Here is a 17,712-nt window from a genome sequence, read left to right on the forward strand (position 1 = left end):
GAACTTTTTTAAAAAAAGATTTTGTAGACTCAATCTTCTTTACGTAATTTGTGTGCAATAAACATTTAATATTAACTAACCCTTTAAATAAGAGTATCATGAATTCAAGCATGGAGAAACCCTACGTAGTGGGTATTGACATTGGCGGAACAAACACTGTCTTTGGAATTGTTGACGCGCGCGGAACTATTATAGCAAGCGGTGCAGTGAAAACTCAGGTATATCCTACAGTAGAAGAATATGCAGATGAAGTATGCAAAAATCTTCTGCCGTTGATCATTGCAAATGGCGGGGTGGATAAAATAAAGGGTATCGGCATTGGCGCTCCTAATGGAAACTATTATACCGGAACCATTGAGTTTGCTCCTAACCTGCCTTGGAAAGGTGTATTGCCGTTGGCTTCTATGTTCGAGGAACGTCTGGGCATTCCGACAGCCTTGACAAACGATGCTAATGCTGCCGCTGTGGGTGAAATGACTTACGGGGCTGCTCGCGGTATGAAAGATTTTATCATGATTACTCTGGGAACAGGTGTCGGTAGTGGTATTGTTATCAACGGACAAGTGGTTTACGGACATGACGGCTTTGCCGGAGAACTCGGTCACGTGATCGTTCGTCGTGACGGACGTATCTGTGGTTGCGGACGTAAAGGATGTCTGGAAACATACTGTTCGGCTACAGGTGTGGCACGCACTGCACGCGAATTCCTCGCTGCACGTACCGATGCCAGCTTGTTGCGCAATATCCCGGCAGAGAGCATTGTATCGAAAGATGTATACGATGCTGCCGTACAGGGAGATAAGCTGGCTCAGGAGATTTTCGAATTTACAGGTAATATTCTGGGTGAGGCATTGGCTGACGCTATTGCTTTCTCAAGTCCCGAAGCTATTATCTTGTTCGGTGGTTTGGCAAAATCGGGCGACTATATCATGAAGCCGATTACAAAAGCCATGGAAAATAATCTTCTGAACATTTACAAAGGCAAAACAAAATTGCTCGTTTCTGAGTTGAAAGACTCCGATGCTGCCGTACTGGGTGCCAGTGCATTGGCTTGGGAGTTGAAAGACCTGAGAGACTAAGAGCGAATGAAAGCGATTATTTAGCTGAAAGCTCCGGAAGCAATTCCGGAGCTTTTTTTGTCTGTGTGTGGGCAGGAACTTCGGGATGTACTCCAATATCGTTTTGTCAGAAATGTCATTTTGTATTTTCTATCGATTCAGGGCGGGCATATTCCGATCTTTGTTGGGAACCGGTGGGAAAAATGAATTTTAGCAGACTCCCGGAAGGTTAAAAAGATATCTTATTGAGCTTAATCCTCGCCGGAAGAAAGAAAAGTTCTTTTATTCTGTTTTGTATGATAGCGAATCTTGTAGTCTAACTTCGAAATGGTACTTGGGATACCTCACTCCAACCGGAGCTAATAAGTGAAAAATGACTTTGATTTTAGACTATTAATAACCTCTTTGGAAGAAGTTAATGATTTGTTTCGACTTTATTAATAAAAGACTCGGACGTTATTAACAAAAGACTTGGACGAAATTAATAATCTCTTTCGTCTTTTTCCGTATATATACTCTCAAAGTGATCAAGTTCTGCATGAATACTCTTTTTTTATTCTTTTTTATGCAAGAAAGATCTACAGAAGCTCTTTGTTTAAGAAAGGGGTGGTTAGCAAATCGATTGAAAAGAGAGTATAATGATTCCATTTTATAAGATTTAGCATCTTTTTGCCAGATTCCTTTTTTATCATCTTCCAATGCTGTAAGGGGGGCTATTTGTTTCTTTTGGATTTCCACACATGAAGACTATCGGAAGCTTTTCGGTGATTATGCTGTATAAGTGCTTGTGCCGCGAAAGGTAGGAATGATAATTGTGTTACGAAATAAAAAAGAGGAAATCTTGCCAGAAGATTCCCTCTTTTTTATTTCGAATCGAAAAGTAAGGCTGATTAGCCGTTAACTCTTTTTTCTTTGATTCTTGCTTTCTTACCAGTAAGAGCACGCAGGTAGTACAGTTTAGCGCGACGTACTTTACCAACCTTGTTCACTTCGATGCTGTCGATAGCCGGTGATTCGATTGGGAAAATTCTTTCTACGCCTACAGTTCCTGACATTTTACGTACAGTAAAACGTTTCTTTTCTCCGTGACCTGCAATTTTGATAACAACACCACGGTACAACTGTACACGTTCTTTGTTACCTTCGATAATACGATATGCTACTGTTACAGTGTCGCCTGCTTTGAAGCTCGGGTGCTGTTTTCCGGTAGCGAATGCTTCTTCTGCAATTTTAATTAAATCCATTGTTGTTTATTATTAAATTGTTTTATCGTTACAACGCAACATACCAGGCAACTCTCTCCTGACAGCGATTGCGCGAAAGCGGTGCAAAGTAACGAATTATTTGCCGGATAGCCAAATGTTTTTGTATATTTGTAGCATTATTAAGTACTTAAGGATATGAAACAAAATTACGCAAAGATTATTTCAGGAGTAATTCTGGCGGGGTTGCTGACATTTACTTCTTGCCAGTCGACGCACGAAATGGCAAAAGCCGATTATCGGGTTGCCAAGGTAGAAGGAAGGATGATTGACATTGACGCTAAATGGGATGCTCATCCCGATGCAGATGCCGTGGCAATATTAAAGCCTTACAAAGAGAAGATAGACAACATGATGTATGAGGTAATCGGCACCAGCGAGCAGAAGATGGACAAAGGTCATCCCGAAAGTCTGCTTTCCAATCTTGTTGCGGAAGTATTGCGCCAGGCTGCGGTGAAAGTACAGGATAAGCCGGCTGACATGGGATTGGTGAATATGGGCGGATTGCGTAATATTTTGCCTGCCGGGGATATTACGGTGGGAACGGTATATGAGATATTGCCATTCGAAAATTCACTTTGCGTAATGACGATGAAGGGAACACACCTGAAAGCATTGCTCACAAGTATTGCTTCGCTGAAGGGAGAAGGAGTGAGTGGTATCCGGATGGAAATCACTAAGGATGGAAAATTACTGAACGCTACAGTGGGCGGCCGGCCGATTGATGACAACAAACTTTATACGGTGGCGACCATTGATTATCTGGCTGACGGTAACGGAAGCATGGAAGCTTTCTTGCAAGCGGAGAAACGTGTATGTCCGGAAGGAGCAACATTACGCGGACTCTTTCTTGACTATGTGAGACAACAAACAGCTGCCGGAAAGAAGATAACTTCGGCACTGGATGGTAGAATCACCGTGAAGTAAAGGTATAATAGAATGTAAAATGATAAAATTCAGTGAATTATGATATCCCCAACCAATAATAAATATATTCTTAGTTTTATGGAAAAGAATTTTCTGGCTTTCTTTTTCATTTTCTTTTTTTCTTTTTCAGCATTTGCCCAACAGGATAAAAAACTGATCCTGTTGCAGACCAGTGATGTGCATAGCCGTTTGGAACCTATCAATCAGGAAGGTGACCGGAATTATGATAAGGGAGGATTTGTACGTCGCGCTACATTTGTGAAAGAGTTCCGTAAGGGACATCCTGATATGTTATTGTTCGACTGCGGAGACATATCACAGGGGACCCCTTATTATAATATGTTTCAGGGTGAGGTAGAAGTGAAGATGATGAACGAAATGAAATATGATGCCATGACTATTGGCAACCATGAATTTGATTTCGATCTGGATAATATGGCACGTTTGTTCCGGATGGCCGACTTTCCGGTGGTATGTGCCAACTACGATGTGAGTGCCACAGTGCTTAAAGACTTGGTGAAACCATATATAATCATCGAGAGAAACGGAGTTAAGATTGGTGTTTTGGGATTGGGCTGCCAACTTGAAGGCATGGTTCAGGCCAATAAATGCGTGGGAGTCGTTTATAATGATCCTATAGCTACGGCAAATGAAGTGGCTGCTGTCCTGAAAGAAAAAGAGGGTTGTGATGTGGTTGTTTGTCTTTCTCACTTGGGTGTGCAATATGATGAAAACCGGTTGGTTCCTAAAACCCGTAATATAGATGTTGTTCTCGGAGGGCACTCGCATACCTTTATGAAAGGATCGAAAACTCTTCTTAATATGGATGGCAAAAATGTATCATTGATGCATACCGGTAAGAGCGGCATCTATGTAGGACAGATGGACTTGACACTTGAAAATAAGAAATAAGAGGGATTATCCCTCTTGAAATACCCCCAAACAAACTATGCTAAAACAACTGCTAATCGCTGCGTTGCTGCTGGGTGCGGGTGCTCTTTGGGCTCAGCAAACAGCAGGACTCTTACCTGTACAGGAAGATGTACATTGCAATGAATGGGTAGAGCAAACGCTCTCCCGCATGAAACTGAAGGATAAGGTAGGGCAATTATTTGTTTATACCCTGGCTCCACGGACAGACAAAGATACTGAAAAATTAGTGGATAAACTGACCCGTAAGTTGAAAGTGGGTGCTTTCCTGTATTCCGAAGGAACGGTAGAAGGTCAGGCGAAATTGACCAACCGGGCACAAAGCCGGTCGAAAATTCCGTTAATGATTACTTTTGATGGTGAGTGGGGACTATCCATGCGATTGGAGAATACGCCTGTGTTTCCGCGTAATGCGGCATTGGGTTGCATCAGTGATAATGCACTGATTGAAGCCTACGGGCAGGAAGTGGCACGTGAATTCCGGGAGATGGGTGTACATGTTAATTTTGCTCCGGATGCGGATGTCAATACCAATCCTGACAATCCGGTGATCCATGTGCGTTCGTTTGGTGAAAACCCGGAAGCGGTGGCTGAGAAAGTGATAGCTTATGGGCGTGGATTGGAGAGTGGTGGTATCTTGTCTGTTTCCAAACATTTTCCCGGACATGGTGATACGGACGTAGACTCTCATAAGGCGCTGCCTGCGGTCTATTACAATCGGGCACGTCTGGACAGTGTGGAACTATATCCTTTTAAACAGGCCATTCGGGCTGGTTTAGGTGGTATCATGGTAGGGCATTTGCAGGTTCCGGCTCTGGAACCTGATCGTATAACTCCTTCTTCATTGTCGCGTAGCATTGTGACAGATGTGCTGCGAGGAGAGCTGGGATTCAATGGCTTGGTCTTTACTGATGCGCTTGCCATGAAAGGAGTAGCAAGCGAACCGGATGTGACGGTGAAGGCTCTGAAGGCGGGCAATGATATGGTATTGGTGCAACAAAATATAGAGAAAGCACAGCAGGATGTTCTGCAAGCCATTAAGGAAGGACGGCTCAGTATGGAAGAAGTAAATGCAAAATGTCGCAGGATCTTAACTTATAAGTACCGTTTGGGATTAAATAAGCGTCCTGTGATTTCAGTAGATGGGTTGAGTGATCGTATCAGCACTCCTGAGGCACGGGCTTTACTGACAAAACTCCGCACGTCAGCAGTGACCGTACTGGGGAACTATTTCCGGATTCTACCTCTTGTTACTAAAGATGAAATAGCTGTATTGACGGTAGGTGGTGAAGGTAGTGATGCTTTGTTCATTGAAGAGTTACGCACCAGGCTGTCATTGAAAACATTCCGAATGGATAAAGATACGGGAGAGGAAGAACGCAAACGGATAGCAAAAGAACTTGGAAAACATCGGAGGGTCATTGTGAGTATGACAATAAAAGATAAAGAAGCGGAAGAATATCGTCCGTTCTTTACAGACCTCAATCTTCAGGCTCCTGTAGTTTATGCTTTCTTTACTTCGTACCGGACCCTGGTGACACTTGAAGAGGCTGTTGCCCGTTCGGCTGCTGTTGTACTGGCACATTCCGATGAAGCGGATTTGCAACGTTATGTAGCGGATGTGGTATTGGGTAAAGCTTCGGCGACAGGGCGTTTGTCTATGCGTATCGGAGAGACGTTTGCTGCCGGTTCAGGTGTAGATATAGTGCCCGGCATGACTGCCGGTACGGCTCCTGAAGATTATGGATTGAAATCGTACCGACTTCATCGTATAGACTCTGTAGTATCTGCCGGATTGGCTGCCAAAGCATTTCCCGGGTGTCAGGTACTGGTATTGCGACATGGACAGCCTGTTTATGATAAATGCTTCGGCATTCATTCCGATACGGATAGTACCCCGGTACGTCCGACCGATCTTTTTGACCTTGCCTCTTTGACCAAGACAAGCGCTACACTATTGGCTGTGATGAAACTTTATGATCAGGGACAGTTGAAATTGACTGATCCTGCTTCTAAATATTTGCCTGCTTTACGGAATACGAACAAAAAGAATATTACCATCCGGGAGTTATTGTTGCATGAATCCGGCTTGGTTCCCTATATCCGTTTTTATCGCAACGCAATCGATGAATATTCAGTAACCGGTCCTTTTACACAAGGGTTTGTGGATGAATGGCATCATACCCGTATGGGGGAATATACTTATGCCTGTTCGGATTTCAAGTTCAGGAGAGGGCTCGTCTCTGCAACAAAAACGCCGGAACATACGTTGAAAATAGCTGATGGAATGTGGCTGCACAGAAAGTTTAAAGTCGCAATGATGAAGAGTATTGTTCAGTCGGAACTGGATCGTAAACGTTTTGTGTATAGTGATATCGGCTTTATTCTGTTACAGCAGGTGGTAGAATCCATAACCGGTCAAACGCTCGATGCTTATTTGGCTGCTGAGTTTTATCGACCTATGGGGTTAGAACGTACGTTGTTCCAACCGTTAAACCGTTATAAGAAAACAGAAGTAATGCCGACTGCTACCAATGATTATTTGCGTCGGCAGAACCTTTGCGGATATGTGCATGATGAAGCGGCTGCCTTTATGGGAGGCGTGAGTGGCAATGCCGGATTATTTTCGACAGCCTGCGAACTTGGAAAGATCTATCAGATGATTCTCAATGAAGGCGAACTGGACGGGAAGCGTTATCTCAGATCGGAAACCTGCCGTGCATTTACTATGGGAAAATCTGCTGTCAGCCATCGTGGATTAGGATATGACAAGCCTAACTTGAATGATCCGAAAGCAAATGCCTGTGCACCTTCGGCACCGGCCTCTGTTTACGGACATACTGGATTTACCGGTACTTGTGCTTGGGTGGATCCGGAAAATGACTTGGTTTATATCTTTCTGAGTAACCGTCTCTGTCCCGATTCCTGGAATGGAAAGTTGAATAGCATGAAGATTAGGCAAGGGATACAGGAAGTGATTTATCAGTCATTATATACAACAGAATAGCTAATGGCTTTTTACAATATAGAATGAAAAGAAGATATTTATTTGCTGGTTTAGTCGTATCAGCGTTTTTTGTGGTAGGGGCGAAAACTCCTACTTTAAAAGATACTCCTATTGGTGAGAACTTTCATGCTCCTCCCGGTGTATCTGCTCCTATAGAACCTTTATTGCTTTATCAGGCCTCTCAGGACGAAAAATGCCGTCACTGGGTCGATTCTGTTTACAAGCGGATGAGTTTGAAAGAAAAGGTTGGCCAATTGTTCATTTATACCATTGCACCTGTGCAGACCAAACGGAATATGCAGTTGTTGCGTGATGCCGTTCATACCTATAAAGTCGGTGGATTACTCTTTTCCGGTGGAAAGATACAGAATCAAGCTACACTGACCAACGAAGCGCAACGGATGGCACGCTGTCCGTTGCTGATAACCTTCGATGGTGAGTGGGGACTTTCCATGCGTTTGCGCGGTACTCCTGTTTTTCCGAGAAATATGGTATTAGGATGTATTCAGGATAATCGGCTGATCTATGAGTATGGACGGGAAATGGCTCGCCAGTGTCGTGAACTGGGAGTACAAGTGAATTTTGCTCCGGTGGCTGACGTAAATATCAATCCGGATAATCCGGTTATCAACACCCGTTCGTTCGGTGAAGGTCCGATGCAGGTAGCCGACAAGGTGATTGCTTATGCTTCGGGGCTGGAGAGTGGAAAAGTCCTTTCGGTTTGCAAGCATTTCCCGGGACATGGTGATACGGACGTGGACTCACACAAAGCATTGCCCGTATTGCCTTTTACACGTGAACGTCTGGACAGTGTAGAACTATATCCGTTTAAAGAGGCTATCCGTGCCGGAGTCAGTGGTATGATGGTGGGGCACTTACAGGTTCCTGTAATCGAACCAATCGGTGGATTGCCCTCATCTTTATCGCGCAATGTGGTTTATGGTTTGCTGACCGAGGAATTGGCTTTTAAGGGACTTATTTTTACGGATGCGCTTGCTATGAAAGGGGTTTCCGGTAATCAGAGTGTCTGTCTGCAAGCCTTGAAAGCCGGAAATGATATGGTATTGGCTCCCCGCAGGCTAAAGGAAGAGATAGATGCTGTATTGGCAGCGGTGGAAAAAGGAGAACTTCCGGAAGAGGAAATTGATGCAAAATGTCGGAAAATACTCACTTATAAATACATTTTAGGTCTAAAGGATAAACCTTTTGTGAGACTATCGGGGTTGGGGGCTCGTATTAATACGCCTCAGACACGTGATTTGATTCGCAGGCTAAATCTGGCTGCAATTACAGTGTTGAATAATAAAGGAGGTGTATTGCCTCTGCATCCCGACCTGAAAGAGGTAGCTATATTGAATGTCGGTGATGGCGGGAAAACAGAACCTTTTGACCGCGAAATAAAGAAGTATATTCCATTTGCGCGTTTTCAATTGCGTAAAGATTTGCCGGAGGCCGAACAGCAGAAACTGCGTGATTCTCTTGCTGCTTATCGCCGCGTTATTGTTACTGTTACCGAGCAGCGCCTTGCTCCTTACCAATCATTTTTTGCCCGGTTTGCTCCGGAAGCTCCTGCAATTTATGTATTCTATACTCCGGCTAAATCCATGTTGCAGATCCAGCGGGCTGTATCGGCGGCTGAGGCTGTGGTACTGGCTCATGCTCCTCATGATGATGTTCAGGAACGTGTGGCTGATATACTTTTTGGCAAAGCGACAGCAGACGGAAGGCTATCTGCCAGTGTAGGTGGATTGTTTTCAGCCAGTTCGGGAGTGACGATCACGCCGCATACGCCTTTCCATTTTGTACCCGAAGAATATGGTCTGAAATCGGAAGTGCTAAGTCGCATCGATTCAATTGCTTTGGAAGGTATTAAAGAAGGAGCTTATCCCGGTTGCCAGATACTGGTAATGAAGGATGGCAAGACTTTATATGACCGATGTTTCGGGCACCATACAGATAAGCATAGTGAAAAAGTGAAACCGACCGATCTTTATGATCTGGCTTCACTGTCAAAAACAACAGGTACATTGTTGGCTGTAATGAAGCTCTATGATAAAGGGTGCTTTAATCTGACTGATAAAGTGTCTGATTATCTGCCTTTCTTGCGTAAGACGAATAAGGAGAATCTGACCATTCGTGAACTACTCTTGCACCAATCGGGGTTACCTTCCGGATTAGTCTTCTATCAGGAAGCTATTGATAAGAAAAGTTATAAAGGTTCGTTGTTCAAGCAGTCAAAGGATGCTTTGCATACGGTACGGTTAGGTGCTCGTACTTGGGGAAATCCGAGGTTCCGGTTCAATAAAGGGATGGCAGCCGAGACGAAAAGCGGAGACTGTATCCTTCAGGTTTGCGATAGTCTATGGTTGAATCAGTCGTTCAGGGAAGAGATGCAGAGAAAAATTGCAGAAGTACCGTTAAAGGATAAGAATTACCGTTACAGTGATATCGGATTTATCTTGTTGCAGATGCTTGCAGAAGAGTTAAGTGGTAAACCATTGGATGAATATCTGTGGCAGGAGTTCTACAAACCGATGGGGCTGGAGCGTACTGCATATTTGCCATTGCGCTACTTCGAAAAGAAAGAGATTGTACCTTCTGCTGTAGACCGTTTCCTCCGTAAGACCACTTTGCAAGGTTTTGTACATGATGAGTCGGCCGCATTTCAGGGAGGTATTTCAGGAAACGCCGGACTTTTTTCTACAGCTCGTGAGGTTGGTAAGGTCTATCAGATGTTACTTAATGGTGGTGAGCTGGATGGACGGCGTTATTTAAGTAAAGAGACTTGTGCTTTGTTCACTACCGATAAATCTAAAATCAGCCGCCGTGGTCTGGGCTTTGATAAACCGGATGTGGTGAATGAAAGTAAAAGCCCGTGTGCTGTTTCTGCTCCTGCTTCTGTATATGGGCATACCGGATTTACAGGAACCTGTGCCTGGGTAGATCCGGATAATGGTTTGGTTTATGTGTTTCTGAGCAATCGTACCTATCCCGATGCTTGGGTTAACAAATTATCTAAAATGGCAATACGGGAAAAAATTCAGGAAACCATTTATGAGGCGATGAAGTAGAATTAATCATTACATATGCCAGCGTATTATAAGTCAACTCTTGGTGAGGAGGTATCTCACTGAGATTTGATTTATAATGCTTTATGATTCATGATGTTTTGTGCTTTGATATTTTTATTTAGTACTATAACTCCACCGTGATAGCTTCTGACAAATGTGAATAGCATTCTTTTAATGTAAATAATTTAGCCTGAGATGGGTGTGGGATAGAGAAAAGTATTAAAATCAATAGTAAAAAGAGCATTCTCTTCTAAGTTCTATCAGAACTTTCCGAAAGGAGTTAGGGGAAATTGGGGAACATTTTCTCATAAGTATTAATATTTAATTGGTTTTGAGATAGCAATATAGGATCTGTTTGGAATCGGTTAAATATATGTTTGTTTACTATCCTAATCCTATTTTTCTACCTGTATTAGATTTAACTTTCGCAGACAAAGTTAACTCTATTTTTTATAAATACAATAAACAATACTAAAAAATAATATAAAAGAAGTCCCCTGTTGGAGTGAATGTTTCCCCAATATGAATCAAAAAGTAATATAAAATGAAAATGGATGATTACATATTGTTTTAAGTTCTGATAGGACTTGGCATTTCTGCCGGCCTACTCTCTCCGAACCATGTGTTCGCTACGTCTTTAGAGACTTATGAGAACCAGTCTGTTGCTGCCATTCAGCAAGCAAGGAAGATTACCGGTACTGTAACCGATGCTGCCGGTGAACCGGTCATTGGTGCTACTGTCTTGGAAAAGGGTAATGCTTCCAATGGTACAATTACCGATATTAATGGTAAATTCTCTCTTTCTGTTTCGGGCAATGCCGTAATCAGTATTTCGTATATAGGATACATAACGCAAAATATTAAGATAACCAATCAGAGCTCACTCAAAGTGATATTGATGGATGATACCCAAGCACTGGAAGAAGTGGTAGTGGTAGGCTATGGCTCTCAGAAGAAAGCGAATCTGACCGGTGCCGTATCTTCAGTCAAAATGGATGAGGTATTAGGTGACCGTCCTATCTTGAATGCATCCGATGCTCTTCAGGGAGCTGTCCCGGGATTGTTTGTTTCTAATGGAGGTAATGCTCCCGGAACAAGTAAATCTTTCCAGATTCGTGGTGCCTATTCTGTCGGCGTCAAGAACTCGGACGGTTCATATGGTAATACCATTAAGCCACTGGTACTGATCGATAATGTGGAAGGTGATCTTGACATGGTCAATCCGGAAGATATCGAGTCAATCAGTGTATTGAAAGATGCTGCTTCTGCGGCAATCTATGGTGCACGTGCTGCCGGTGGTGTAATTGTTGTCACAACCAAACGTCCCAAAGGTGCCGCTAAATTCTCATTGAATTACAATAATAACTTTGCTTTCGGAACAGCTGTCAACCTGCCTAAGCAAGCTCCGTTGATGGATTATCTGCAAGCTTATCTGGATTGCGGATATTCGGATGCTTATTGGTCGCTCGGTTCGCCAAGTGTCAGTAAATGGATGGAGTATCTCAGTGAATACCAGAAAAATCCGTCTGCTTTCAATACGGTAGGTGATGGTATCTATGTGGATGAATCCGGTGTACCTTATTATCTGAATGAGAAAGACCTCTATAAAAACTTTATGGAGACCAGCTTCCAGATGACCCATAATATTTCGGCCTCCGGAGGTACGGACAAGCTCCGTTATCGTATTTCGGGAGGATATACTTCAAACGATGGTGTGTTGATATCCGATCGTGATAAGTTTGAGCGTATGAACATCAACACCTTTATTTCGGCCGATGTGACTAATTGGTTTACTCAGGAAGTGACAATGAGCTATGCTCACAGTTTGCAAACTTCACCCGGTGGAATGGGTGGTGTGTATAACACCCGTTTGATTTCATACTATCCCGAAGGAGATTTGCCGGCATCGGTTAATACTTTGGCAAACGAAGACCTTCCTTTGTTTACCCCGCGGAATCAGATTTTACTGTCGAACCCGGTAAACAACAATAATGATAATCCACGTATCTTCTTGAAATCCATTCTGAAACCGCTTAAAGGGCTGGAAGCAGTATTTGAGTATACGTTCGATAAAAACATTTATGATTATCATTGGTATACAGGGCAGTATGATTATACCACTATCCAGGGAGGAAGCTCTAAATCTTTTGTAGACGATTATCTGAGAAAATACAAACAGCATACGAATTATAATGCTATCAACGTGTATGCTACGTATAGTAAGAACTTTGGCAGTCATAATTTTAAAGTAATGGCCGGATTCAATCAGGAATCGAGCTATCAAGAGACTTTGGATGCCTACTCATACAATCAAGCTGTGATTGATGTGCCGGCAATGGGCTCCGGAACCGGAACCATCAAGACTACTGACTCATATAGTGAGTATGCTGTACGTGGTGGCTTTTTCAGGGTTAACTATAACTATCAGGACAAATATTTGCTGGAAGTAAACGGGCGCTATGACGGTTCTTCCAAATTCCCGAAGAGTTCCCGTTTTGGCTTCTTCCCTTCAGTGTCAGCCGGCTGGCAGATAGCACAGGAGAAGTTTATGGAGTCTACACGTAACTGGTTGGATGGGTTGAAAGTCCGTGCATCATATGGTGTTATTGGTAACCAGAATGTGAATCCATATACATTCACTCCGACCATGAGTGTCAGCAATAAGTCTACCTCCTGGATTATCGATAATACGTATGTTACCTCTATCAGCTCGTTGCCTGCATTGGTAAGCCAGAATTTTACCTGGGAAAAAGTAGGTACGGTCAATGTCGGACTGGACGTGAATCTATTCAATAATCGCCTGAATGGTGTATTTGAATGGTATCAGCGTAATACTAACGGTATGCTTGCTCCGGGCGTACAGTTGCCTGCTGTTGTAGGTGCCAGTGCTCCTTACCAAAATACGGCCGATATGCGTACCCGAGGTTGGGAACTGAGCCTGAACTGGCGCGACCAGATCGGTAAAGTAGGATATCGTCTTGGTTTTAACCTCTCTGATTATAAGTCGAAAATTACCAAATACGATGACAATGCGGCCACTAAACTGTTAAGCAGTTTCTATCCCGGACAGGTGATGGGTGAAATATGGGGTTATGTAGCAGACGGCTATTATACAGTAGATGATTTTGAAGATACTTCGTCCTGGAAACTGAAGGAAGGCATAACTTCGATTAATGGTTATAACGTCCGCCCGGGTGATGTGAAATTCAAAAATCTTCGTGATGATGAAAGTTCTACTAATGTTATTACAAGCGGTGACAACACATTCGATAATCCGGGTGACCGCAAAGTGATTGGTAATACGACTCCGCGTTATCAGTATGGTATTAATCTGGGAGCCAACTATGCCGGTTTCGACCTGAATGTTATTTTGCAGGGAACTGGAAAACGTGATTACTGGATCTCGAATGTTCTGACTTTCCCGATGAACGGTGATAACTTTATTCCTCTATTCGATGGGCTGGATGACTATTGGAAGCCGAAAGACCCGGATAACGGTGACTGGACAGCAGTTAATCCGAATGCTAAGTATCCCCGTCTGTATGGTAACCGTGGTAATTCAGGATCAAATCTTCGTCAAAGCGACAAATATTTGTCCGATGCTTCTTACCTCCGTATCAAGAACATTACTCTGTCCTATAACCTGCCCAAAAAGTGGCTGTCTCAGATCTTCCTGTCACAAATGAAAGCGTTTGTCAGTGTTGAAAACGTAGCTACTTTCACCTCTCTGCCTTCGGGTATCGACCCGGAAAGAATAGAATGGAACTATCCGGCATTCCGCACGGTTTCATTCGGTATAAATGTCACATTATAAACTCTAATCTGATACACGAATATGAAAAAGATATTATTGTTTTTAACCCTTTTCGCGGGGATGATGCTGTCGGGATGCAACGATAGTTTCCTGGAGAAATATCCTGTAACCAGCCTGACGGAAGAAAATGCCTTCAAATCTTATGACAATTTTAAGGCCTTTATGTGGCCATGTTATGAAATGTTTTCTAATACGAACATTGCTACTTCTACCACTGCAATCGGGCGTAATTCTCATTACTTGGGTGATGTGTATGCCGGATATCTGAATCAGCGCGGAGCCAGCAGCCAGAATAAATATGCGTTCCAAACGGTGACTAATGCTACATCAGGTAATGGATGGAATTTTTCCACCTTTATCCGCCGTATTAACCTGATGCTTTCACATGTGGATGCTTCTGATATGACGGAAGCTGAAAAGAATCACTGGAAAGCCGTCGGATATTTCTTTCATTCATTCTGGTATATGGAGCTTATCGATCGTTTCGGTGATGTGCCTTGGATTGATAAACCACTGGATGAAACCTCAGAAGAGGCTTATGGTACCCGCATGCCACGCTTTGAAGTAGCCGATAAAGTGCTGGAGCGTTTACAATGGGCTGAAGAGAATATCGGTGATGCATCGGTTTACGAGAAAAAAGACGGTTCGAATACCATCAATCGCGACTGTGTGCGTGCAGCTCTTTCACGTTTCACGCTGCGTGAAGCTACCTGGCGTAAATATCATGAACTGGGAAGTTATGATAAGTATTTCACTGAGTGTATCCGTGTATCCAAACTGTTGATGGCAGACTATCCGACATTATATTATGGAACTGACGGACAACCGGCAGCCGGATATGGTGAGATGTGGACCACAGAGGACCTGAGTAAGGTACAAGGCGTTATTCTGTATCAGCAGTGGCTGGAAACAATAAAACCGGGACACTCGTGCTATTATGAACATACTTCTTCGCACGACATAGAAATGCATCAGGGAACAGTGGACCTGTATTTGTGTAAAGATGGAAAAACTATTTCTCACTCAGATTTGTATAAGGGAGACAAAGATATTTATTCTACTTTCCGCAACCGTGACCCGCGTATGTATCATACCATCATGCCTCCTTATAAAGTGAAAGACGGTAAGGGAGATTATGCTACATGGTCTTATACCAGTGATCCCGCCGACCGTGAATATATCGACATCATGGGAGCGAATGAGTCGTGTAGCAATCCGGGTATCGGTATGAAACGTTTACCGGGACAGAACTGGAGTGCTTCATTGGTACGCCGCGTTCCGAATTTGCAGGGAGGCGCACAATATACGATTGAAGGAAAGAAATACGGACCACATGCTTATGTTGCTTGCCGTTCGGGATATTATGTATGGAAAAACTGGGATAACTGGGAAGAAAATTATAACAATGCCCAAGTGAACACTGCCGATAAACCTGTCTTTAAAATTGAAGAGGTTTTGCTGAACTATGCCGAGGCTATGTTTGAGACCAACCAGTTCACACAGACAATTGCTGACGAGACAATCAATAAATTGCGTAAACGTGCCGGTGTGGCCGATATGGTAGTGGCGCAGATTGATGCTAATTTTGATCCGAATCGTGGAAAATATTATCCGAAGGGAAATGATAATGGAATTCTCGTTGATCCGGTATTGTGGGAGATCCGTCGTGAACGTATTATTGAACTGATGGGAGAAGGATTCGGTTTCTACGATGTACGTCGTTGGAGAATGGCTCCTTGGTTTGTGAATATGCAGCAGAAAGGTATGTGGATTTCGAAGAGCGAACTCAGCTCACTGACACTGCTTAACGAAATGACCGGAACATCGGATGGGGCAAATGGATCTATGACCGAAGGTTATATCTATCTGTTCAACGATCCGTTGAAAGAAGGAAAAGGCTGGCTTGAAAAATATTATCTCTATCAAGTCCCGTTGGAAGAAATAGCGCTTAATCCTAATCTGACTCAAAACCCGGGCTGGGAATAGAAAGATCTTTATCCGTTCTTTTAAATTAAACAATGAGAGAAGAAGAGTGGCGAAACTGGCTTTAGTAGCGCCCTCTTCCTTCTGTTTTGAAAACTTTAAATACATATCATGAATCAGAAATTATTACTCGGAAGTGCATTGCTCGTAGGGATGGTTTCTACACAACAAACGTTGGCACAGAAAAAGAAAGCACAGGGGCAAACCCGCCCTAACGTTGTTTTTATACTGGCTGATGACCTGGGGTACGGAGATTTGGGTTGCTATGGGCAAGAGAAGTTCGAAACCCCTAATATCGACCGATTGGCACAGAATGGCATGCGTTTCACCCAATGTTACTCGGGAACAACGGTTAGTGCTCCCTCGCGTTCGTGCCTGATAACCGGAACCCATAGCGGGCACACAGCTATTCGCGGGAACAAAGAGCTTGCTCCGGAAGGACAATTCCCATTACCGGAAAACTCACAGACCATCTTTAATGATTTTCGTAATGCAGGTTATCGTACAGGTGCCTTTGGCAAATGGGGGCTTGGCTACATCGGTTCGGCGGGTGATCCTAACAAACAGGGAATCGATCAATTTTACGGATATAACTGCCAGTTGCTCGCCCATAGTTATTATCCCGACCATTTGTGGGATAATGATAAACGTGTCGATTTGCCGGATAATAATTTAAACGTGCAATACGGAAAGGGAACTTATTCGCAGGATCTGATTCATTCTAAAGCATTAGCTTTCTTGGATGAAGCTGCTAAGGATAAAGATAAACCGTTCTTTATGTGGTATCCTACTATTATCCCGCATGCCGAACTGATAGTACCGGAAGATAGTATTATCAAGAAGTTCAGGGGGAAATACCCGGAGAAACCCTATCGTGGAGCAGAGCCCGGCAGTCCCGGTTTTCGTAAAGGGGGATATTGTACCCAGTTCTATCCGCATGCTACTTTTGCTGCAATGGTTTACCGGTTGGATGTGTACGTAGGGCAGATTGTACAGAAACTCAAAGATATGGGAGTATACGATAATACCATTATTATTTTCTCAAGTGATAATGGTCCTCACATGGAGGGCGGTGCCGATCCGGATTTCTTTAACAGTAATGGTATCTGGCGCGGATACAAGCGTGATGTATATGAAGGTGGTATTCGTGTACCTATGATTATATCGTGGCCTGGACGTGTACAGCCAAATACGGAAACCGATTTCATGTGTTCATTCTGGGATTTGATGCCTACTTTCAGGGAAGTATTGGATCCGAAAGTGGATACTCGGAATATGGATGGTGTCAGCATACTTCCTTTGTTGCAAAACCGCAAAGGACAGAAAGAGCACGAATATCTTTATTTTGAATTTCTTGAGATGAACGGACGCCAGGCTGTCCGCAAAGGCGATTGGAAACTCGTTCATATGAATATACGTGGAAACAAACCCTACTACGAATTGTATAATTTAGCTTCGGATCCGTCAGAGAAACACAACGTGCTGAACCTGTTCCCCAAGAAAGCGGATGAGCTGAAGACAATTATGAAAGAAGCTCATACAGAAGATCCTAATTGGCCTTTATTTCGATAAATAGTGATTGATAAAGTTGTCAAAATGAAAGGCAAGCATGTATTGCTTTAAAAGGAAGGGGCTGTTATGTGATATAACAGCCCCTTTA

The 17,712-nt window shown here is 43.4% G+C and carries 9 protein-coding genes; 8 read left to right on the forward strand and 1 reads right to left on the reverse strand.

The genetic code is table 11. The features are described 5' to 3' along the window. Positions 1-98: 98 nt before the first annotated feature. Positions 99-1,079, forward strand: a complete 981-nt coding sequence (locus DBK98_RS06990) for an ROK family protein (protein WP_005810700.1) — start codon at positions 99-101, stop codon at positions 1,077-1,079. Between the two features lie 869 nt (positions 1,080-1,948). On the opposite strand, the gene rplS is transcribed toward DBK98_RS06990, so the two are convergent. Next, on the reverse strand, positions 1,949-2,302 hold the full coding sequence (rplS, locus tag DBK98_RS06995; RefSeq protein WP_005778830.1) for a 50S ribosomal protein L19: 354 nt from the start codon (positions 2,300-2,302) through the stop codon (positions 1,949-1,951). A 156-nt stretch (positions 2,303-2,458) separates the two neighbouring features. On the opposite strand from rplS, the gene DBK98_RS07000 reads away from it, so the two are divergent. The 7 genes from DBK98_RS07000 (at position 2,459) to DBK98_RS07030 (ending at position 17,624) form a co-directional block, all read left to right on the forward strand. Further along, positions 2,459-3,247: a 5'-nucleotidase C-terminal domain-containing protein gene (locus DBK98_RS07000; RefSeq protein WP_032536151.1), complete on the forward strand. Its 789-nt coding sequence runs from the start codon at positions 2,459-2,461 to the stop codon at positions 3,245-3,247. 39 nt (positions 3,248-3,286) lie between these two features. Next, positions 3,287-4,159: a bifunctional UDP-sugar hydrolase/5'-nucleotidase gene (locus DBK98_RS07005; protein ID WP_032536150.1), complete on the forward strand. Its 873-nt coding sequence runs from the start codon at positions 3,287-3,289 to the stop codon at positions 4,157-4,159. Positions 4,160-4,196: 37 nt separating this feature from the next. After that, positions 4,197-7,184 (forward strand): glycoside hydrolase family 3 N-terminal domain-containing protein, encoded by a 2,988-nt coding sequence (locus DBK98_RS07010; RefSeq protein ID WP_032536149.1) that lies wholly within the window; start codon positions 4,197-4,199, stop codon positions 7,182-7,184. A 23-nt stretch (positions 7,185-7,207) separates the two neighbouring features. After that, positions 7,208-10,255, forward strand: a complete 3,048-nt coding sequence (locus DBK98_RS07015; protein ID WP_032536148.1) for a glycoside hydrolase family 3 N-terminal domain-containing protein — start codon at positions 7,208-7,210, stop codon at positions 10,253-10,255. A gap of 622 nt (positions 10,256-10,877) precedes the next feature. Next, positions 10,878-14,069: a TonB-dependent receptor gene (locus DBK98_RS07020; RefSeq protein WP_032536147.1), complete on the forward strand. Its 3,192-nt coding sequence runs from the start codon at positions 10,878-10,880 to the stop codon at positions 14,067-14,069. A 21-nt stretch (positions 14,070-14,090) separates the two neighbouring features. Next, positions 14,091-16,055 (forward strand): RagB/SusD family nutrient uptake outer membrane protein, encoded by a 1,965-nt coding sequence (locus DBK98_RS07025; protein WP_005810692.1) that lies wholly within the window; start codon positions 14,091-14,093, stop codon positions 16,053-16,055. Positions 16,056-16,163: 108 nt separating this feature from the next. Further along, positions 16,164-17,624: an arylsulfatase gene (locus DBK98_RS07030; RefSeq protein ID WP_022011475.1), complete on the forward strand. Its 1,461-nt coding sequence runs from the start codon at positions 16,164-16,166 to the stop codon at positions 17,622-17,624. The last annotated feature ends 88 nt before the right edge of the window (positions 17,625-17,712 follow it).

The sequence above is a fragment of the Bacteroides sp. PHL 2737 genome, assembly GCF_004115325.2.
Classification (GTDB): domain Bacteria; phylum Bacteroidota; class Bacteroidia; order Bacteroidales; family Bacteroidaceae; genus Bacteroides; species Bacteroides hominis.